The 21,042-nt window shown below is 43.1% G+C and carries 16 protein-coding genes; 6 read left to right on the top strand and 10 right to left on the bottom strand.

Annotated features, from left to right (window positions below; translation table 11 throughout):
- Positions 1–151: 151 nt before the first annotated feature.
- On the bottom strand, positions 152–2,827 hold the full coding sequence (locus AC1DU2_RS08255; RefSeq protein ID WP_477383682.1) for a DUF7133 domain-containing protein: 2,676 nt from the start codon (positions 2,825–2,827) through the stop codon (positions 152–154).
- 248 nt (positions 2,828–3,075) lie between these two features.
- On the opposite strand from AC1DU2_RS08255, the gene AC1DU2_RS08250 reads away from it, so the two are divergent.
- The 6 genes from AC1DU2_RS08250 (at position 3,076) to AC1DU2_RS08225 (ending at position 12,819) form a co-directional block, all read left to right on the top strand.
- Positions 3,076–4,035 carry a FecR family protein gene (locus AC1DU2_RS08250; protein ID WP_477359963.1) on the top strand — a complete coding sequence of 320 codons (960 nt, stop codon included), beginning with the start codon at positions 3,076–3,078 and terminating at the stop codon, positions 4,033–4,035.
- 208 nt (positions 4,036–4,243) lie between these two features.
- Positions 4,244–7,642, top strand: coding sequence for a TonB-dependent receptor (locus AC1DU2_RS08245; RefSeq protein ID WP_477383681.1), 3,399 nt, complete (start codon positions 4,244–4,246; stop codon positions 7,640–7,642).
- Positions 7,643–7,652: 10 nt separating this feature from the next.
- The gene (locus AC1DU2_RS08240) at positions 7,653–9,284 is read left to right on the top strand and encodes a RagB/SusD family nutrient uptake outer membrane protein (RefSeq protein WP_477383680.1); all 1,632 of its coding nucleotides are present in this window, start codon (positions 7,653–7,655) and stop codon (positions 9,282–9,284) included.
- Positions 9,285–9,325: 41 nt separating this feature from the next.
- On the top strand, positions 9,326–10,462 hold the full coding sequence (locus AC1DU2_RS08235) for a SusE domain-containing protein (protein ID WP_477383679.1): 1,137 nt from the start codon (positions 9,326–9,328) through the stop codon (positions 10,460–10,462).
- A 62-nt stretch (positions 10,463–10,524) separates the two neighbouring features.
- Positions 10,525–11,685: a glycoside hydrolase family 76 protein gene (locus AC1DU2_RS08230; protein ID WP_477383678.1), complete on the top strand. Its 1,161-nt coding sequence runs from the start codon at positions 10,525–10,527 to the stop codon at positions 11,683–11,685.
- Positions 11,686–11,745: 60 nt separating this feature from the next.
- Positions 11,746–12,819 carry a glycoside hydrolase family 76 protein gene (locus AC1DU2_RS08225; RefSeq protein WP_477383677.1) on the top strand — a complete coding sequence of 358 codons (1,074 nt, stop codon included), beginning with the start codon at positions 11,746–11,748 and terminating at the stop codon, positions 12,817–12,819.
- A 78-nt stretch (positions 12,820–12,897) separates the two neighbouring features.
- On the opposite strand, the gene AC1DU2_RS08220 is transcribed toward AC1DU2_RS08225, so the two are convergent.
- The 9 genes from AC1DU2_RS08220 to AC1DU2_RS08180 form a co-directional block, all read right to left on the bottom strand.
- A complete protein-coding gene (locus AC1DU2_RS08220; RefSeq protein WP_477383676.1) occupies positions 12,898–13,149 on the bottom strand; it encodes a hypothetical protein in 252 nt (83 codons plus the stop codon).
- Positions 13,150–13,164: 15 nt separating this feature from the next.
- Positions 13,165–13,398: a hypothetical protein gene (locus AC1DU2_RS08215; RefSeq protein WP_477383675.1), complete on the bottom strand. Its 234-nt coding sequence runs from the start codon at positions 13,396–13,398 to the stop codon at positions 13,165–13,167.
- Between the two features lie 271 nt (positions 13,399–13,669).
- Positions 13,670–14,632, bottom strand: coding sequence for an acyltransferase family protein (locus AC1DU2_RS08210; protein WP_477359979.1), 963 nt, complete (start codon positions 14,630–14,632; stop codon positions 13,670–13,672).
- Between the two features lie 30 nt (positions 14,633–14,662).
- On the bottom strand, positions 14,663–15,052 hold the full coding sequence (locus AC1DU2_RS08205) for a hypothetical protein (RefSeq protein ID WP_477359981.1): 390 nt from the start codon (positions 15,050–15,052) through the stop codon (positions 14,663–14,665).
- Positions 15,052–16,797, bottom strand: coding sequence for a DUF1565 domain-containing protein (locus AC1DU2_RS08200; RefSeq protein ID WP_477359983.1), 1,746 nt, complete (start codon positions 16,795–16,797; stop codon positions 15,052–15,054). The genes AC1DU2_RS08205 and AC1DU2_RS08200 overlap by 1 nt, the downstream gene beginning before the upstream one ends.
- A gap of 2 nt (positions 16,798–16,799) precedes the next feature.
- A complete protein-coding gene (locus AC1DU2_RS08195; RefSeq protein ID WP_477383674.1) occupies positions 16,800–18,146 on the bottom strand; it encodes a hypothetical protein in 1,347 nt (448 codons plus the stop codon).
- Positions 18,146–18,760: a DUF6712 family protein gene (locus AC1DU2_RS08190; RefSeq protein WP_477383673.1), complete on the bottom strand. Its 615-nt coding sequence runs from the start codon at positions 18,758–18,760 to the stop codon at positions 18,146–18,148. Before AC1DU2_RS08190 ends, AC1DU2_RS08195 begins: the two co-directional genes overlap by 1 nt.
- Before the next feature lie 175 nt (positions 18,761–18,935).
- Positions 18,936–20,225, bottom strand: coding sequence for a hypothetical protein (locus tag AC1DU2_RS08185; protein ID WP_477383672.1), 1,290 nt, complete (start codon positions 20,223–20,225; stop codon positions 18,936–18,938).
- Positions 20,226–20,394: 169 nt separating this feature from the next.
- A complete protein-coding gene (locus AC1DU2_RS08180) occupies positions 20,395–20,982 on the bottom strand; it encodes a hypothetical protein (RefSeq protein ID WP_147058272.1) in 588 nt (195 codons plus the stop codon).
- Positions 20,983–21,042 lie beyond the last annotated feature (60 nt).

Below are 21,042 nucleotides of genomic sequence, written 5' to 3'. Positions count from 1 at the left end.
CTCGAAGAGGACCCAGCGGTTATACAAAGCCAGTCGCAGTCCCAAGCCGCGTTATGCGAGAATGATTAGGTACCTCAGGGTCTCTCGGAGAGGCCCCTGAGGGGACATAAATTTAATCAACATAAAAGAGCTCCACCACTCAAACCCGCGCTTAATTTTTTTGCTGCGACAGAAAAGTTACGAGGGAGGCAAATTCATCATATGAAAGTGCGTTGGCAAGGCCGGTTGGCATCATGGATGTTTTTAGCTCTTTGCGGCTCAGTATGTCGGCGGTGTTAATAGTAAAAACGTCGCCGGTAATATTCCTCATCACTATTTTGCGGGCCGATTCTTCTGTAATAAAGCCCATGTAGCTCTTGTTGCCTTTCGCCGATATCATTACTGTGGCAAATCCCTGTGAAATGGATGCATTTGGTTTAAGAACAGATTCTGCAATTTGTTGCCGGGTCATGATCGAGCCTATCTGCCCCATAAACGGGCCTTTCTGTTTTTCGGCCCTGGTTAAACTGTGGCAGGCTATACAGCCCTGGCGGGCAAAAAGAACTTTTCCCTTAAAAGGGTCGCCCTTTATTTTCGCAAGCATCAACATAATATCTTCAATAGATGATTTTCCTATCTGGCCTTTCTTGTTAGCAATTTTTGCCAGGTCTATCTTCACTTCTTTGGTGGTTTCGGTTTTTTCTTCGCCGCCAAAGGCTGCAATGCCCATTTGATGACGGGCATTTAAATCGGCAAAAAACTGTTTTCCTTTCGGGGTTGATTTTGTCCATTCGGTCTTTAAAAATCCGGCAATCCGGGCCGAGCCATCCCAGGTAACGCCCTTGTAAATTGGTCCGTGCGAATCGGGCCTTGTGCCCCACCACCACGAAGCGTCATAGTCAGCTTCTTTTTTGTACAGGCGCGACAGGGTTACCAGTATTTGCTTTTTTGTTTTTTCGTCCTTAACAGTTGGGTACGATGCTATCAAACCATCAACCGCTTTGGTATCATACATATACCTTAAAGCCCATAGTGCCAGCGTTGAGTGTGCCGTACCGATAGCTTTAACACAATCATTAACCGCGTTTAAGCTAACAAGCGCCCTTACCGCCAAATGTGCCGGGATGATTGCCGAATTGGGTTTGGCATGCGGGCCTTCCGCATTTTTGCCCGGTGCTACAAAGCTGGCGGGTACAGGTGTTGCCAATAAAGGCTGCGCCGCTGCCTGGCTGCCAATACGGCCCAGGCCCACAATAGCCGCTGCTTTCACACGGTCGGAAGGATCTTTCAGTCCGGCTAAAAATGGATCCAACGGTACGCTTTGTATGCCTTGCTTTCTGTCGGCCAGCGCCCTTAAAGCGAATTCTTTTAATTTGCTGTCCTGCGTTAGTTGCACCAATGCCGGTACGCCTTTTTCGCCAGTTGCCTGGGCATAAGTAAATACACCGGCTACGCGGGCATACAGTGGCAAGGTAGCATCAGTTGCAACGGCCAGCGATAGCCTGCCAGCTTCTTCGGCCGGGCGGGTAATCAATTCCTGTGATGCGTTTAGCCTGGTAACCGCGCTTGCCGATTTCAGGTAGTTAGCCAATTCGGTAGCAGAAGCAGCCTTAAGGTCGGGGAATGCTTTATAGCTCCAGTTACGTGGTACGGCGCGGACCACGTAGCCTTTGGCAGGGTCGCCCGAGTAGCCTGCGCCATCCCAAGCCGAAAGGTAAAGTCGGCCGGAGCCATCTACGTCAAGGTCGGTAATTTGCGGTAACGCTATAAATTCTTCTTCTTTTTGTTGAAAACTGGCGCCATCGGCGGTTACCCTGTTGATATACAGTTCGCTTCGACCCCAGTCGGCGGTCATGGGTACGTGGTTGTATTTTTCTGGCCAGGTAGGTTCGTCCATAAACAACGATCCCGTGCCCGATCCTCCGCCCAAATCAACCAGGGCCGGTAAAATCTCATCGGTAAAATGCTGGAACAATACCGGGTATCCATACTCGGCCGATTGGATGTGGTGCGAAAAACGGATGTTCCAGCCGCCACCATCATTGGTATTATCCCTTGTAAAAATATTCATGTAAGCATCAATGGCCACATCATAAATGTTGCGGGTACCATGTGTATAAATTTCCATCTCGGTTCCGTTTGGCCTTACCCGTACAATGCCGCCGCCCAGTATGGTCAGCTTTTTGCCGCTTCTGTCGGTAGCGTCATGAAAGCCGAAATCGCCTACGGCAATATAAATCCAGCCATCAATACCCATCCGTATACCGTTTGTCGCGTGGTCAGTACCCCGCTCGGCCAGCATGTGCGCATTGCTGATATGTTCAATAAGCGGCTTCGCTGGTCCATCGGCAATACCGTCCCTGTTTTTATCTTCAAAAACTTCCAGGTTCATGCCGGTAGCTTTGCCGGTTTCTTTTGAAAACACGGTATGCATTACAAAAACCTGGTCGCCCATTACCAGGATTCCCCGCGGATCATCTACTTCGGCAAATTCGGTATGCTTATCCAGCTTGCCATCATTGTCGCTATCCACCAGCCTTAAAATTTTTCCTTTGCCGGGCGTTTTACCTAACGAGCCTATCATATCCACGCCAACAAATACCTCGCCTGTTGGCGCTGCGGCAATACAGGCCGGGCTCGGTGTAAGTTCCGGCCCTGCAAATGTGCTCACCGTTAAATCGGCAGGCCATTTCAATGTATCCGGGTGCGGGTTAGTGTTTCCGTTTTTTTGATGTTGTAATGCTGGCTTACGCCCACCGGGTTCGGGATTAAACATGGCGCCGACTAAGTAGCTGAGCATACCTAAAAAGATAATGACGAAAATAAGGTTGAAGGAAACTTTAAGCATAGGTGTGTAAATTGGTTTTGAATAAGCAGGTTAATCAAAAGATAAATCTATGTGTTTAGTTGAAGTATAGGTACAATTATTTTCAAATTATTTTACGGAGATCAGCTAAACCCAATAACTGGGCAAAACTTATGGTTGTAAAACACTCCCGGCACGAGGTGAAAAATTCTGATTTTAAACAATGCTTAAAAAAAATCAAATTCTTTTGGGGGGTAGGGCATGTTCAATGCATCCTGCATATATAAACCATGAGAAAGTTTAATTTCAGGAAAAAACAAGTCTCTGCTAAAGACCAATCTTTGCAGGAAGAAATCGTAAATCAGTATTTTGACGAATTGGATTTGGGTACCCTGCCCGAAGCAAACCATCATGGTGTTGAGTTTAACAGCGATAAGGTATACAACCGTATTGCCGCTCAAATTGATAGCGGCGGCAAAATCAAAACCCTAACCAGGCAATGGTTGGTTGCTGCATCGTTGCTTGCCGGCTTGTGTTTGTCGGCATATTTGTACCGCAATGATATCCTCAACTATGTTTCGCCTATAGCCACCAAACAAATTACGGCGGCCAATGGCAAAATTGTGAATATAACCCTTGCCGATGGCACTAAAATATGGCTTAACGGCGGTAGTAAACTTACCTATCCCGATAAATTCCGGGGCGACCGCCGCGAGATTACTTTAACAGGCGAAGCTTTTTTAGATGTAGCGCACGATGATCATCAATCATTCATTATTCATACCGGTGCTGTGCGCACCCAGGTGTTGGGTACAAGTTTCAATATAAAAGCCTATCCCGAAGATCATTTTGTGAAGGTAGATGTACTGAGCGGTAAGGTAGGTGTAATAGCGGCGGCTAACAATGCCAAAAAATCGCAAACTGTTTTCTTGACCCCAGCCCAGGAAGTGATTTTTAATAAGGACAATAACCAGGCCGTTAAAACCGAAATGGTTGATGTGGATGTATTGGTAAGGTGGAAGAGCGGCGACCTGGTATTTAAACGTATGCCGCTCCCAGAGGTAATAAACACGATTGAGCATCGCTTCAATGTTAAAGTTGATGTAGATATCAACCTTGTGAGATGTTCAATAACAGCCGACCTGACCAATAAATCGTTGGAAACCGTAATGAAGGTTTTATCAAAAATTGTAAAAGGCAAGGCTATTCAGGATAAGGGGCGCTACCGCCTTAAGGGCAAAGGCTGTTAACCAATAAAATAAACCAATTCATTTAAAATATAACCAATTATTAGCTAACCTAAATAGAAGAGCATGACAACATAAATACATACAAAAAACCCTGATCAAAGGGATTTGAACAGGGTTACTAAAATGCAGCGTATTAATAAGTGCAACGTTTCGAGGTCCAATTCAGAACAAAGCACTCAATTTCAAACACTTTAATTATCTCAAATCTATGAATATATCTCTATTTTCAAATGGAGTAGTTCGTTATGTATTAATATTAATGAAATTTACCTCGCTCGCCTGCTTTGTTGTTTGCTTCATGTGCCTTTCGGCGGTAGCAAATGATTCATTTGGCCAACGCTTTTTGGAGATTTCGGTTACGCTGAAGCTCAAAAACGCAAGGCTTTCTGATGCGCTCGATAAAATATCGGCCGATAAACATATTAAATTTGCTTACGCGGATAATGTGCTGAAGCCGGATTTCAGGGTAACGTTGAATGCCAAAAATGAAAGCATCAAAACCGTGCTCAATGAGGTGTTAACTCCATTTAACCTTAGCTATAAAATTATTGATGACGTAATTGTCATTGATGAAAAAGCCGAGGTAGAAAGCAGCACAGGCGGCATACAGCAGGCCCCGCCGGTCCCCATTAAAATTACTGGTAAAGTAACCGACGAAACGGGCCTGCCATTTCCGGGCGTAGGCATCAAAATAAAAGGAACTACAACCGGCACCATAACTGGCGTAGATGGTACTTTTACCCTGCCTAACGTGGGCAGCGATGATATACTGGTATTTAGCTTTATTGGTTACGCGCCAAAGGAAGTGCCGGTAAATAATCAAACTACTGTTAACGTGCAACTATCGCCGGAACGAACTTCGCTAAATGAAGTAGTTGTGATTGGCTATGGCACACAAAAACGGGCTAATATTATTGGCGCGGTCGATCAGATCTCGTCAAAGGCCATCGAAGGCAAGCCGTCTGTAAATTTAACGCAGGCATTGCAAGGCACATCGCCAAATCTTATTATCCAGCAAACCAACTCCGAGCCGGGTGCTTATCAAAATATTAACATTCGTGGTGTAAGTACTTTAGGCGATAACAGCCCGCTGGTGGTTATAGATGGCATTACCGGCGGCGACATTAACCTGCTTAATCCGCAGGATATTGAAAGCGTTTCTGTTTTGAAAGACGCCGGCAGCGCCGCCATATACGGTTCGCGATCAGCAAATGGCGTAATATTGGTTACCACCAAAAAAGGAAAGAAAAACTCCAACACCCAGCTTACTTATAACGGGCAGGGCGGTGTACAGGAACCACATGTGGGTTATAAACCTGTTCATAGTTACGAAAATGCCATCCTTAGAAACGAGGCTGTGGTAAATGCAGGTTTACAACCAATTTACAGCCCGCAGGACATCCGCAATTTTCAGCAGGCAGGCGATCAGCAATGGTTTTTGGATGCCATTTTAAAAAATGCGGTGTTGCAAAACCATAACCTGGCGCTAACCGGTGGTAATTCAACGTCATCATACCTGGTATCGGCCGGAGTGACAGATCAGCGGAGCAACCTTGTTGGACCTAACTATGGTTTGCGCCGCTATAATTACCGCATGAACCTAAGTACCGAATACGGTAAATTAAAGCTGACCAGTATTTTGGCTTATTCGCGTACCGAAATTAAAGAGCATTCCTACAGCACAGGAACCCTTATTGTAGATGCGGGCAGAACGCCAACTTATTACAAAATAAAGGACGACCAGGGACGATACCTCACTAACGATGTATTAACAGAATTTAACCCGCTGGGGATTTTAGAAGCAGGCGGCTACCGCAAACGCGATAACGATAACATATTCGGTAATTTAAATGCCGAACTGGCCATCACCAAAGACTTTAAACTAAAGGGTGTTTTTGGCGGTACATTATTGTCAGACCACATGTATGGCAGGGTGATAGAGGTGGATTATTTTCCTAAAGGAACTTATGGTGCCGACAGGAATACCAACGATGAAAACAATAAAAACCTGTTTTTAAATACCCAGGTAATTGCACAATACACCAAAACATTCAATAAATCGCATAATGTGGATGTGCTTATTGGTGTGGCCAATGAGTCGACAACTAACCAGGGCAACAAACTTTACCTGAAATATACCGACCCTGAATTGGGTACGCCAACAACGGGTACTATTATTGACCCTGCGTCATCAAACACAAATAATAATACTACGGAAACAAGTTTGAACTCGGCCTTTGGGCGTGCGAGTTATAATTATCAGAATAAGATATATGGTGAGTTTGATTTCAGGGTTGATGCTTCATCAAAATTCAATACTCAAAACCGTAATGCTTTTTTTCCATCCGGATCGATAGGATACCGTATTACCGAGGAAAACTTTATGCAAAACTACCGCGATCACTATGGCGATCTGAAAGTGCGGGCATCATACGGTATTTTGGGTAACCAGAATGTTGGCGATTACCAATACCAACGTACTTATAGTCTCTTCCAGAATGCATATGGATTTAACAATGCGGGAGTTGGAGGTGCTTCATTATTAGTTGCTAACCCTGATATCCGTTGGGAACGCGCCTCGACATTTAATGTCGGTATTGATGCGGGTTTTTTCAAAAATACCTTGACAATTTCAGCCGATTATTTTAACAAAGTGACAAAGGATATTTTGCTTCCACCAGTTATACCAGGAGTATATGGCGTAAGCGGGAATCAAGTACCCGATTACAACGCCGGTAAGGTTCAAAACAGGGGATGGGAACTAACAGTTAATTACCGCCTGTCAGGCAAAAACTTTAACCATTCATTTTCATTTAACGTAGCCGATACTAAAAACAAGGTATTATCCCTTGAAGGCGGCGACCAGATTAAAACCTACGATGAATTACAGGTTATTAACAAAGTTGGCCTGCCAATTGGCTCATACGTTGGATTAAAACGCGATGGCTATTTTCAAAACCTTAACGATATTGTTAACGGGCCAAAACCGGCCGGTTTAACTGTGTCGCCGGGCGATAACCGTTATGTGGATGTTAATAAGGACGGCGTAATTGATGATAACGACAGGTTTGTTTTAGGCAATGGTTTCCCGCGTTTAACATTTGGCTTTACCTATAACGTAACTTACAAGGGCTTTGACTTCAACCTGTTTATGCAGGGCGTAGGCAAACGCAGCATGTTTGTGCGTGGCGAACAGGTTGAGCCCTTCCATTTCAACTATTCGCAGGTTATTTACCAGCATCAATTAGATTTCTGGACTCCCGAAAACCCCGATGCCCGTTATCCGCGCCTTGCAGCTGCCGGCAGTCAATCAAATACCAACAATTTCAGGCGCGGATCTGATATGTACATTTTCGATGGTTCATACCTGCGTGTTAAAAATGTAACCCTGGGTTATTCATTACCACAAAGCGTGGCCAAGGCCATAGGCACGCATAAAGTAAGGGCTTACGTTTCGGGCCAAAACATCCTCACCTTTTCGGGCATGAAATTCCTTGACCCTGAGTCGACAGAATTTAACGGTAATGTACAGGCAGGCGGTGCTAATAGCGGCAGGGCCTACCCAACGCCGATATATTATGGGTTTGGTATTGATGTAACATTATAATTTATTATACATGAAGAAATTAACGACATATAGAACCGCGTTTTTTATAGCCCTGTTAACCGTTATGGTTTCAGCCTGTAAAAAGCTCGATCTGGCACCGGTAAATAAGTTTACCGATATCAACTTCTGGACAACTACCGAAAAAGCGAACAGCGTATTAAATACCGCGTATTCACAGATGTTTCGCTCAGATTATTTCTTTTACAATGAAGGCGCATCCGACAATGCGTACAATGGTCGCGGTGATGCCAATGGAGTGGCATCACTTGCAGCCGGCACTTATGATGCCTCGCTTGGGCGTATTAAAGAGGAGTGGGGATATCATTATTCAGGTATCAAAACCTGTAATATATTTTTGGAGAATGTTGATAGGGTAGCCTCTATGGATGCCACCCTTAAAGCCCGTATGAAGGCCGAGGCAAAATTTATCCGTGCCTATCATTATTTTCAGCTGGCTACCTGGTTTGGCGATGTTCCGTTGTTTGATAAGGATATTTCGATAGCCGATGCCAAAACCATTGCCCGTACACCAAAAGCGCAGGTAATTGATTTTGTACTGAAGGAACTGGACGATGCAGCTGTTGCATTACCGGTAAACACAGCTTATGCTGCTGCAGACAGGGGCCGTATTACCAAGGGCGCTGCCATTGCACTAAAAGCAAGAGTGTATCTTTATGACAGCCGCTGGCAGGATGTGGCTACCACCTGCGAAAAATTGATTAACGATAACAGCAATGGTACTTATAGCTTGTTTTCATCTTACGAAGGCGTGTTTTTACCCCAAAACGAGTACAACAGCGAAGTAATACTCGATCTGGAATTTGTGCCGCTTATTAAAACATACAGCCAATTTTTTGATTTTGCCCCACTTGCAGTTGGTGCCCGCCTGAATGCCCTTGCCCCAACACAGGAACTTGTTGACAGTTACCTGATGGCCAACGGTAAAAAGATCAGCGATGCAGGATCGGGCTACGACGAGAACAACCCCTATGTAAACCGCGATCCGCGGATGACCAATACAGTGGTTTATAATTCATACAAATGGAAAAAACCAGATGGCAGTACCCAAACCATTTATACTAAACCCGGATCTGATCCTGGTACAGATAAACTGGATGAATATGCACCCGGTAAAGTAAGTTCGCCAACAGGTTATTACATCCGCAAATATTACGACCCTACATCTGCCGTAAATTTCCAGTCGGGTTTAAACCTTATTCTTATTCGTTATGCCGATGTATTACTCATGTATGCCGAAGCTAAAAATGAATTGGGCCAGTTGGATGGCGGCGTATGGGACAAAACCATCAAGGCCTTAAGAAGCCGCGCCGGTTTTACCGATCCTGCCGCGCTTACTTTCAGTGGTGCTCCCCAGGCAGATCTGCGTAGCATTGTTCGAAATGAGCGTCGTACCGAGTTGGCTATGGAAGGACTGCGTATTTTTGATATCCGCCGGTGGAGAACTGCCGAAGTGGTATTGAATGGCTGGTCGCATGGTGCCAAATTCGGACCGGCATCGGTAGATAACGGATACATCAGGGCCGATTTGCGAAGTTTTGATAAAAGCAAAGCCTATTTATGGCCGGTTCCGAGGGACGAGCGTGCTGTCGATCCAAATCTTACACAAAATCCAGGTTGGTAGTTCAATAATTATTTATAAAGAAATTATAATCAATTAAGATCATGAAAAAAATTACTTTCTGCCTGATGGCAGGCATATTGGCACTTATTATTGTTTCGGGATGTAAAAAAGATAAAACCTTACAGCATACCCAGGTATCGGCAGTAAAAAACTTTTTCGCCCCGGTCGACAACAAATTCATAAAACTTGAACCGGCTTCCGGCTCGGCATCGTTTGAATGGGAGCAGGCACAGGCCGAAGATAATGGCCTGGTGGTGTACGAAGTTGCTTTTGATAAAACAACCGGCGATTTTTCAAAACCGGTTTATACCCTGCCATCTGATGGTAACGGCTTGTACAATAAGTTGACCATCTCTTTTAAAGACCTGAACAAAATTGCCGACCTGGCAGGCATCCAACCACAGGAAACCGGCAAATTAAAATGGACAGTAATGTCATCAAAAGGGATCAACGTACAAAAAAGCAGCTTATCACGTACCATTGAGGTACAGCGTGCTGCCGGATTCAGCGAAATTCCTGCCGATTTGTACATTACCGGAACGGCCACCGAAGGCGGCGATGACCTGAGCAATGCTGTACATTTAAAACAAACTTCAACCGGTGTTTTTGAGGCGTACACTTCACTAAAAGCAGGAGCTTTCCATTTTGCCGAACGTAATACCGGCTCACCGGCGGCTTATTCAATAGATGGTATTAAGTTGCTGAAAGATGGTAGTACTACCGTGGCCGGCGCCACAAAAGTTGAGAAAATTGTAGTTGATTTTACAACTGCTTCTGCGTCAATGACCGAAGTTGTATCGGTAGGTTTATGGTTTGCTGCCGATAATAAAATCTGGTTTAACCTGCCTTACGTTGGTGGTAGCAGCTGGGAAGTTGATAATGCATCTATCGTTTTCCACCAGGAGTCATGGGGCAGGGATGAGCGTTATAAGTTTATGTTTACGCTGAAGGATGCCGCTGGTACAACATCCACACAGTATTATGGCAGCACTAATTCGGATAATAACCCGGCTACCGCAACAACGGCTGCATCTTATTTCTACATGGTACCGGTAAACAACTCCCAGTATGATTACTGCTTTAAATTTGATCACCGTGCCGATAATGGTAAAGCGGATATTAAAATTATCTGGAGCGCAGACGTACCTGCGTATACCCATGTTGTTACCGTTAAGTAATAAATAAACTTATCAATTCTGTGCCGGTATTATTTACCGGCACAGAATTTAAAACATAATTTATGAAGATCATACCTCAACATATACAGAAATGGGCATTGGCATCACTAATGCCGTTGGTGCTTACATCGTGCTTAAAAGACAAGGCTTTTCCGCTTTATCCCAACAATAAAACCGCAACGGTTGATTACAAATACGCCGCCACTGCCGATTCGTTACAGGAAAAAACTTACAGTACTTATCTATCTGCAAACGGTAATTATTTTGTGCAGGATAATGCAGGTAATACCAATTATAACTATTGGCCCCAGGCACATACGCTGGATATTTTTACCGATGCATTTTTGCGCACCAAAAATGATGTTTATAAGCAACGAATAAAATCGTTGTTAAATGGTACCTGGGTTACCAACGGTAATAAATATCAAAACGAATATTATGACGATATGGAATGGCTGGCCCTGGCAAGCCTGCGCGCCTATACGGCAACCAACGATAATGATTACCTTGACGCCGCAAACACACTTTGGACCGATATTAAAACAGGCCAAAATAATAACCAGGGCGGTGGCATAGCCTGGCGCAAATCGCAGCTGGATTATAAAAATACACCCGCCAATGCGCCGGCTATTATATTTGCCTGCCGCTTGTATGCTTTAAAAAAGAACGACGCTGATCTTACATTGGCCAAAAGCCTTTACACCTGGCTGAGCGCTACCCTGGTTGATCCTTCGAGCGGGATAATTTGGGATGGCATTAACGGAAATCACGACGGGCAGATCAGCAAAAATAAATTCACCTATAACCAGGGTGTTTATATGGGTGCCGCGCTTGAATTGTACCACGTTACCAAAAATGCCGATTACCTGGCCGACGCCGTTAGAAACGCCAATGCAACTATTAACGATACGGATATATCGCCCGGCGGTTTACTGAAATCTGAGGGACAAGGTGATGGCGGGTTGTTTAAAGGGATTTTGGTTAGGTACCTTACCCTGCTGATACAGGAGCCCGCTGTAAGTTCCACAGATCGTGATGCGTTTGTTAAGTTTTTGAAATATAATGCGCAAACTTTATACACCAAAGGTATAAGCCGGCCGGCGCTTTTTGTTAGCCCCGACTGGAAAACGCTGCCATCAGGCAATACCGATTTAACCACGCAGTTAAGTGGGGTAATGATGGTAGAAGCTGCGGCAGCCTTAAAAGCCGATGGTAAATTATAATTTTTAACTATCTTCCGGCATTAAAGCCGGAAGATAGTTTCTATGCCCCTGCATAAACCTATGAAATACATAATACCAACCATTTACCTGTGCCTGGCAATAGTTTTGAATACTACCGCCCAAACTACCACCAGTTATAAAGAACGTATTGCCATCATTAATAAAAATATCTATGATAGGTTTTATGATGCAAAGTCAGATCTGTACTTCGAGACCGATGACAGTGCGGCCAACAAAGGTAACCACTCTTTTTTGTGGCCGTTATGCGCTATGGTGCAGGCTGCTAATGAAATGGAGACCGGCAATCCTTCAAAAAATTACATAGCTCCGGTTATGAAAGCTATTCAACAGTATTATTCTGCCAAACCGCCTGTGCCGGGTTACCAGGCCATGGTAGCCAGGGAAAAAGTTGATTCGCGTTTTTACGATGATAACGAATGGATTGCCATTGCACTGATGGATGCTTACGCCCGTAACCACAAAAAAGAGTACCTGGAAACTTCCCAATTGATTTACCGTTTCCTGTTGTCGGGCCATGACATGGTTGGCGGCGGTGGCTTTTATTGGGTGGAGGGCGATAAGAAAGGGAAAAATACCTGTTCTAATGGGCCGGCCATATTGGTGGCCTTGCAGTTATACCAGGCCACCCACCAAAAAGCCTATCTGGATACGGCGATTGTTACCTACAATTGGGCAAAAGAACATTTGTTATCGCCCAACGGTATTTATTATGATGCCATCAGGGTACCATCGATGAAAGTTGATTCGGCTTATTATACTTACAATGCGGGGACCATGCTGCAATCGGGCGTGCTGTTGTACAATATCACCCATGACAAAAAGTATCTCAATGATGCTCAAAACATAGCCAAAGCCGCCGAAAAGCATTTTTACAGAAACGGCCGCTTACCCGGTAACTACTGGTTTAACGCCGTATTGCTTAGGGGATACATTGAACTGTATAAAGTTGATAAAAACAAAGCTCAGCTGCAGTTCATGATAGACGATGCCAACCGCACCTGGGCCTCAGAAAAGGATGATCAAAATCTTTTAGGTCCCAAAAAGGTAAAATCGTTGATTGACCAGGCGGCCATGCTCGAGATTTATTCGCGGCTGAATAATCTGAAATCGTAGTTACAACCAATTATGTTCAACACATGTTCATTTTTATTAAAAAAATGGACATGTGTTGATTTTGTGTCCTCTTCATGATCACGATTTTTTGCTGTCTTTTAGTTCCCTAACTTCCTGCTGCAGGATAGTCACCTCACCCTCGAGAACTTTAAGGCGTATTTCATTAACCCTGTTTTGAGTTTCCTGGGTTGAGCGGACATCGCGTATATCCCCCTTTAATTGAAAGTAAGTTGTCATCACAGAAACAACAATACTTATCGTGCTGATGATAGTAACGGTGATATTTTTGAGGGTGATCCCCCTGATTTCACGTTGATCGAGTGTTGCCATAACTGGTTGAATAAATTATTGGGTAGAAGTAGTTGTAGCAGGTTCAGGCTGCTTCACGGCAAACTGGGCAATGGCGCCCATGGTTGTGCCTACGGCAGCCATTATAGCCGTTACAGCAACCGGAACAATGTCAATGCCTGTTAACGAAACAGAAACGGCCACCAGGCCTGCGCCTAAAATTTGAACTTTTTTAAAAAATGAGGGCGTATCACTGGTGATACGTTCCCAGAACGAATATTTTTTTTCCATGGTTGGGTCGAGTAAATAGCCTTGCGGTGAATAGGGCTATGGGGCGAATAGTATTGATAGAGCCTGATTTAAGCTTCTTAGAAAGAACGGGGAATTGGATTCAGGGGATTTTAGTTACCCGTAATATTGAAGTGCAGTTTGTATTAATACTGCGCTGACGAGGAATGTTTTAAATATCGCTTTTGTCATTTTCGGAACGAAAATATGTGGCGAGAAGATTGCTATGTGATCCACCTTAATTTCTAATACGTACAACAATCTGAATAAATCTTTACCCCTTTCTTAAGTTAATTCTTTTTGAAAGGTTTAATGCTGGTCTCTCAATTAATAAATAAAAAATATAGGCGATTAAAATGGATAATATTAAACATACAAGAAACAAAAGACCAGCATTTTTTAAGGAACCGCTTAAGGTTCTGATTACTATTGCACTAATTGGTATATGCATAAGATAAAGTGAATAGGAAATATTACCTAAAAAATTTAGTACGGGAACGTTAGTGTTACGCTTATAAAGCATTAAAAATGCTACGGCGGAAGCGGGAACCACACCGCTTATTATCGATTTTGCAAAAATTATATAAGTGGTAAACAAAAGAAAAATAATCCAAAACCATTTCCGGTCTATCAACTTCACATATGCCATAAAAGCTATATATCCAAAGGCGAATTGATAAACATTGCTAATGATTATACCATTGATATTATATTTAATAGATAACACACTAAGAAAGATAACAATTAGGACGGATATATAATTTTGTACCCGCATTAAAACAGGATACAATAATCCCAATATTATATAAAATTGAAACTCGATCGAAAGCGTCCAAAAAATGCCACTATACCAATTAACTGACTTTATAAATGGAACAAGGTAGGTTAAATGTAAGAAAATGGATTTCAGATTAATAGCGGAAAGTGGCAAAGGGACCAATATAAATAGTAGAATTATGCAACACCAATAAGGCGGGTCTACTCTAACGCTTCTCTTAAGTATAAAACCAAAGAAGTTTTTAATTTGATATTGCTTTTTAAAAAGGGAATAGGGCAAAATAAAACCTGAGATGACAAAGAAGATCACAACACCCTGTTGACCATTAATAAATAGGTAATCAAAAAAAGGATTGATTTGAAACCCGGTTGCCATTTGTATATGTATAAAACAAACCCCTAAAGCCGCAATCGCCCTTAATAAAACAACACTGTTAATTTTTGTATTTTTTTCAAGCATTATGAATGCAATATAAAATTATAATGCGATTTATAACCTGGTTTCGATTATCTCAAATGAATAAAATGGATAATCAATTACTTCAATGGAAAACCCTTTTATTTTGGTCACCTCACTTTTAACCTTTTCCGCATCGTTTAGAGCAAATTCAACTGACATGCCTTTTAACAATGTTTTATCTGCAAAAGACGTGTTATCGATCGATGTTTCCACGTATTCAATAGTACCTCCAAGAAGTTGGAAAACTTCATTTACTTCCTGTGTACCCGAGCCTGAATACGTAAATGTTTTTATTGCTCTTATACCTTTAAACCGTTGTCCAGTTGAATAACCTATGAAATTGTAGATTACAGATTGTGTACCAACAACCTCATATAAAGCATTTGGCTGAATTTCACCGCTTAAAATCTGATATGCCATTATGGTTTTAAATTATTGATTCTAATAATATATCTTATCTGAATGAACTTTGCATTTATTGGAAATTCTTGTACACCTAATCCTCCTCTAATATAAGCTGGGTCGCCGTTACCTCTAACAATTGAACCAGTGCGCAAGTCGCCAGTGTTGTTAGATGTTGGCCTAGTCCCTAGTTCGTAATGCTGGTAGCTTTCATTGCTAAATGCTACTATAACCACACCAGACCCGGAAAAAGCACTTGTATCAATTGCTTTAAATACATTACCAACGTCGTAATTAATCGCATTGTAAGTAATTGTTCCCGATACAACTTGATAATAGTTACCAACCGTCACGGGCGTACCGGAAGCGATGTTTGCGCCGCCATCACTAAACCTTGCCATAATTGTATGTCGTTGCGGCGCTTCAAGAATTTCACGAAGCACACCAGACGCGACAGACGTAAATGACGTTTGACCGGTTACAGTTGTAAACCTTTGACCGGGTTGATAAGTTGTATCGTTGTAAACGATAGCTCCAACCTCAACAATATAAGGTATGCCGGCGATTAGCGAATCTGAAGTGCTTTTAGTGGTCGTGTCCAAATCGGCTATACTATCAATATATTGGCCGTTTCTATCGGCGTTGAAGCCACAAGATGGAAAGTTCGCAAATTCCCTACCTAATGTATTTACGATGATATTGGTGTCGATTTGGGCATCTAAAAGAGGGTCAGTTAATGTTATACTATCATCAGCTACCGTAATATTAATTGCACTTGCAAACTCAAAAGCGCCTGCGCTTTCAGTTGCACGAGCTTTTATTGGATACGCGAGTGATTTTGCACCAACGTAAGTTCCGAAGTAAGAAAGGTTTTTTGCTGGACTTGCGAAACTTAAGCTAAGGTCACCTATAGCCGCGTTATTAAACAGAGGATCGCCCATAGCAGAACCGTTAAACGAGTTAAATACTGAAAGTGAATTCATATCGGAAACTAACGAGGCAATATTTGAATAGTAAGTAAATCCACTCGGTACACTCGGATAAAGATTGCCGCCCGTATTTGATATCCCAGCCGTCATTTTAAAGTTACACTGATAAAACAAACTGTATCTTAACAAACCCATGTTAGCAAGACTGTTAGATGATATATTGCATTGATAAAATAGGTTAGAAAATGCAGTTTGCAATGTATTACCGAAGGAAACTGATATGCATTTATAAAACGTGCAATTCGATAAAGTTAGGTTACCACTTTCTAAGTTAATAGGAACGTTGCAATTCAGGAAAATAGAGTTGACTATAGTAGTTGTATAACCTTGATAGATAGCAATGTTATCAAAAATACAATCGTAAACTAAGGTTGTACGTGTACCAGGTTGTTGCACATATCCTCCGGCACCTCTGTGTGTTATGTTATAAAATGAGTTGTCCCCGTTATCTGTTTGAAAAAGTCCGTAGAAACTACTATCAAAGACAACGTCTCCATCGCCTATCCAACTTTTATTGAGACTATTAAAATAGGGGATTTGCTCCCTATAAACGCCACTACCGACTATAATTACCCCACCCTGTGAAGTTAGACTTTGTGCCTTAGTTAATGTCCTAACGGGAAGTTGTCGACTGCCATTACCTGTCATGTCGTTTCCTGATATTGCTACATAACAAAAATTTACTGGCTTTACGTTGTCAGCCGAGTTCGGTATTGCAAATCCATATTTATTCGTCACTCCTGGCTTGTAAGCCCAATTGTATGTTGCACTCATAATTAATTATCTTGACATTTAAGTTTAATGTTACAGCTTGCGTTTGTTAGGTCGGTATAGTTGAAAGTAATGAATACACGATCACCAGCTTCGTAAGTAAAGGGATACGTCTGTGTGCCTAATGGATACGTGCCAGATATGCCGTTTTTTAGTTTTATACTGGCAGCACCGGAGATTAATACACTATTTACTTGCCCACTATTCTCCATTAAAATACTTACTTCATTTAATCCGACAGGATTGATTTGGTAATTCACCTTTTTCTTTTCATCCAGTATTAGGCTAATGGTTTTTAAAGCTGTCATTGCTCTTTGATCGTCATTACGGGCAAGGGCTTGTGTTGTGGTAGCCAGAGCAACAATGCCGGAAGAACTTTCGGTTGCGTCTGATATGACCCCGCCACCAGAACTTAACACCCAAAGATTATCGGTATTATCCCATATATACATTTTGGCATCAGACCCTTCACCAATATCCACATAAGCATAATCTCCAGCAACACCGGTCGGGTTTGCGGTAGTTAATACCCCCGAACTTGTATAGATTCCTTTGAAGTGTTCTGATAGGTTAGTCAGTTTAGTTTTTTCTGATGTTGTATAGTTTTCCTGGCTTAGTCCATAACCTGCAACTGTATTAACTTTGTTATCTATCTGCCCTTGCAACCCCGCATCCGCTGCACTTCTCAACTCTGCCTCATTAGCTATAGCTTCCGCATCTGTATTATCCAGCGAAAAGCCTGCCGGCCAAACGCCGGCTGTTTTTGGGCCGAAGAAGGTGTACGTTGTTGTGTTAACGTAATAATCGCCATTGGTACCGGTATACAAATTGGAGGGGTTGGTGGTACCGCTTAAAATGGTTTTGCCATTGGCGCCGGCTGGGCCGGTTGTGCCTTGCGGACCGGCAACCCCGGCAGGGCCTGTTTGCATGGAAAATACCTGCGCCCAGGCACCTGTCGATTTTTTGTAGAAGATACCGGTTAGCGTGTTTATATAAGTGTCGCCATTTTTACCAGTAGCGGTTGCCGGGATGCTGGTGCCATATAAAATGGTTCCATCGGCTGCATTTCCGGTGGGGAAGGTGTAAACCACTGTCCAGGTGCCGGCTATTTTTTGCGCCAGGGTACCCGCAGCAGTGTTTATAAAAACATCGCCGTTTTTGCCCGATATATTGGCAGGTAGGGTGGTGCCGAAGGAGATGGCCGCGCCAACGGTTAACCCGGTGCCTATAAACTCCATCAGGGTGCTGAATGCAAACTGGTAATCGGTACCGTTTTTTACCAGGATAGAACTGTCGGACGCGGCGATGGCGGATGCTACCGGCAGGTCGGTTATTTTTTTATCGGTTGCCATCAGTTTAAAAATTCGGTAATGGTTAAATTGTAATTGTTGTAGTCGCCCGGATAATTAAAGTCGGTTTTATCCACACCCCTTATCCGCGGACCGGCCTGCCTGCTGCTTTTGTTTTTGGCATTATATCGCCATAGCGGGAAGTCTGCCTTATTGTCCCACAAAAACTTTTCAATGTCGTTAGCGTAGGCGTTGGCAATGCTGCGTTGCTGCTGCACCAGCTTTACCACTTCGGGCGATGTAAGTGCATCGCCATTTTCATGCCTTTTTATTACAGGGCCGGTTGCTGTATAATGCACCGCATCGTTTTCAATAAAACGGGCAAAGGTGAAGTATACCATCGTAGGGGCCAGGCCCTCATACAACACAATATGGCCGTAATCGTCAAGGTACTCGGTGCCATTCAGGAGGTCTTTGTAGGGTTGCGGGGTATCTTCCTGTAAGGTGCCATCTTCATTAAAATGGTTTAAAAAATCATAGTACAAGGCATGCCCCAAAAAGGGTTTCAAATCCAGTTCCTGTGCTTTTTTGATGAATACCTTCAGGCGTTCGGGTTTTATGTTTACAGTAATATCCTCGTATTGCTGAAACGTAGTTTGGTTGATGAGATAGATCATAAGCCCCCTCTAAATCTCCCCCTTAAGGGGGAGACTTTTTGATTATGTTAATGGATAAGTTAATTGGCCGAAATCGGTTTATAAGAACAGCCGGTTGAGTTGCCCTGGTAAGGGCTACCTGTTTGTAGAACAATGCAGAAAAATAATCTTTGCTCCGTAGGTGCAACCCCTTACATCAGGCAGGTGAGCACATAGCCTCCGCCTCGGCCTGTTTAAAGCCGTACGCATAAACCAGGGTAGCAATTTTATTTTGCGACGGGACGGCAGATGAAAGCAGATCATTGATGGCATTACCCGCTTTAATCCCCGGGCTATCATCAGCGGCTATAGCAGGCACAGGTGTAATTGTCCAATTACCGGCTGGATTGATGTTGGTATAAAAGTGACTGAATACTTCGGCCAGCGTTTCGGCCATCTCCTGCCTGTCGGGCGCGGTATTATCGTTAAATTCGATGATGGCCTGTTTCTTTTCGCCGCCGTTGCTTAAGCCGGATGATTTTTCGGGATTAACCAGTTCTTTAGGGACCGAAAACCCTTTGATGATGCGTGCTTCAACAGATCTTTCGGTTGTTTCAAAAAGCTTATCGTTATTCTGGATAGGGTAGGCCTTAAACTCGGGTTTTGAATTTTCGTCCTCATATTCAATAACAATAATTTTTTGTGCGCTTTTTGTTCCTTGGAAAGCACCTAAATCCTGTTCCAGCTGCGATGGGGTATTTATTCCTGCAAATTCATCTGCATCAGGCCTGCTGTTATCGGCCTCTTCGCGGCGCGATTTCATGAACAACATGGTTGACGGCAAAAACCCCGTGGTAACCTCGCGGTTGTTAAAAATCTTGATGCCTGCTTCGGTTTCAAAATCCTCCCAAACAGAATCTGCTTCTATCAGGGGATAATCATCAATTTCGGGGTTAAAGTAAAGTAGCTGCCCTTTGTATTTGTCCCACCCGCCGGCATCGTCAACCTGTTGTTGTACAACCGCGGGGTCGGGGTCATATTTATCTAAAAATATAACCTTGCTGCGCATGATGTTTTTCCAGGTTTTGCGACCCCAATCGTTATAAATGGCGAACTTATTGGCGGTTTCGGGGCAATCGGTATCGCCCATGCGGATATCTTCGAACTTGATGTAATTAACCGAGGCTATTTTAAAATTGGCATTGTAATTTACATGGATGCCGAAGCCGGTAAAAAGGGCTTTATCTGTTGCCAGCGCTTTCAAAAGTTTGGCCAGGGTTAAGCCTTTGGTGTTGATGACCTGTTTGCCTAAGCCAATGGCTTCAAACCCATTGCCTCCAATAAACTTTGCCCTTTTGTTCCAGCAATCTTTAGCCGTTGGTGATCCGGCAACCAGTTCCAGCATCCGCTGCGGATAAGCATTATCGAGGTCGTAATTTAATATTCCGTAGGTTTGGTTGGGCCTTACCAATATTCTTCGCTCAATTTGCGGTAAGTAGGTTTTCATATTTTAATTAGTGAATTATTGAGTTAGTGAATTAGTGATTGGTAAGGGGGAGATTAATTATTGATTGACTGAATTACTGATTGATAAGGCAGGTTTTGAAATGGAGTATTAATTTAACTGTCAGCGATAATCCAACATTCGATAATTCAATCAATCGATAATTCGATAATTAAATAGCCAACAGCGCCTCGATAGCTGCAATAGTGCTTGTGTAAGTTGCAGAACCTGATTCGGGTGCGATAGAGATGGCTCGGGGAGGGTAGGGCTCTTTTAACTTATCGGGATTGGTTAACTTTAGTTTGTAGCCACCATCCAGGGTTTCGTCGGCTGCATTGCGTTCGGCATCTGTCAGGATCAGTCCGTTTACGGCACCAAAAAGTTCAATTGCCGAGTCGCTCGATTTGTAGTTGTTAACTGCTATGGCACGTAACCGGCCGTAGCCCATTGCCATCAGCTGGCCTTTAATATCAACAGATAAACCGGCAATATTAAAATCTATCTCTTCGGTATAACGCGGTCCCACCTGTGTTTTGGTAAGCTTGCTCATGGTGTTAAAGCTATTGTTGGTACCCTCAAATTTGTAAATTTTGGCGCTGCCTACCGCTGCCAGGCCGGTAATGATTAAGGGATTGGTAACATCATAAGTAAGGGTGATATCATCCTGGTTAAAAATGTAAATAACATCCTCTATCCCCGATGTTACAGGCTCATCTGTACCCAGTTTAAAGCCCGCGTTTATTTTATTGTAAATTGACATTGATTAATTATTGAATTATTGAATTATTGATTTTTAGTATCAAGTAGTTAGTATCAAGTA

The sequence above is a fragment of the Mucilaginibacter sp. P4_C11 genome, assembly GCF_056402115.1.
This window is presented reverse-complemented; position numbering and strand designations above follow the sequence as displayed.

Coding starts and splice junctions, on each gene's coding strand:
- AC1DU2_RS08245 (WP_477383681.1), top strand. CDS start 4,244: ATGAATATATCTCTATTTTCAAATGGAGTAGTTCGTTATGTATTAATA.
- AC1DU2_RS08225 (WP_477383677.1), top strand. CDS start 11,746: ATGAAATACATAATACCAACCATTTACCTGTGCCTGGCAATAGTTTTG.
- AC1DU2_RS08180 (WP_147058272.1), bottom strand. CDS start 20,982: ATGTCAATTTACAATAAAATAAACGCGGGCTTTAAACTGGGTACAGAT.
- AC1DU2_RS08240 (WP_477383680.1), top strand. CDS start 7,653: ATGAAGAAATTAACGACATATAGAACCGCGTTTTTTATAGCCCTGTTA.
- AC1DU2_RS08195 (WP_477383674.1), bottom strand. CDS start 18,146: ATGGCAACCGATAAAAAAATAACCGACCTGCCGGTAGCATCCGCCATC.
- AC1DU2_RS08255 (WP_477383682.1), bottom strand. CDS start 2,827: ATGCTTAAAGTTTCCTTCAACCTTATTTTCGTCATTATCTTTTTAGGT.
- AC1DU2_RS08190 (WP_477383673.1), bottom strand. CDS start 18,760: ATGATCTATCTCATCAACCAAACTACGTTTCAGCAATACGAGGATATT.
- AC1DU2_RS08230 (WP_477383678.1), top strand. CDS start 10,525: ATGAAGATCATACCTCAACATATACAGAAATGGGCATTGGCATCACTA.
- AC1DU2_RS08210 (WP_477359979.1), bottom strand. CDS start 14,632: ATGCTTGAAAAAAATACAAAAATTAACAGTGTTGTTTTATTAAGGGCG.
- AC1DU2_RS08250 (WP_477359963.1), top strand. CDS start 3,076: ATGAGAAAGTTTAATTTCAGGAAAAAACAAGTCTCTGCTAAAGACCAA.
- AC1DU2_RS08205 (WP_477359981.1), bottom strand. CDS start 15,052: ATGGCATATCAGATTTTAAGCGGTGAAATTCAGCCAAATGCTTTATAT.
- AC1DU2_RS08220 (WP_477383676.1), bottom strand. CDS start 13,149: ATGGCAACACTCGATCAACGTGAAATCAGGGGGATCACCCTCAAAAAT.
- AC1DU2_RS08215 (WP_477383675.1), bottom strand. CDS start 13,398: ATGGAAAAAAAATATTCGTTCTGGGAACGTATCACCAGTGATACGCCC.
- AC1DU2_RS08235 (WP_477383679.1), top strand. CDS start 9,326: ATGAAAAAAATTACTTTCTGCCTGATGGCAGGCATATTGGCACTTATT.
- AC1DU2_RS08185 (WP_477383672.1), bottom strand. CDS start 20,225: ATGAAAACCTACTTACCGCAAATTGAGCGAAGAATATTGGTAAGGCCC.
- AC1DU2_RS08200 (WP_477359983.1), bottom strand. CDS start 16,797: ATGAGTGCAACATACAATTGGGCTTACAAGCCAGGAGTGACGAATAAA.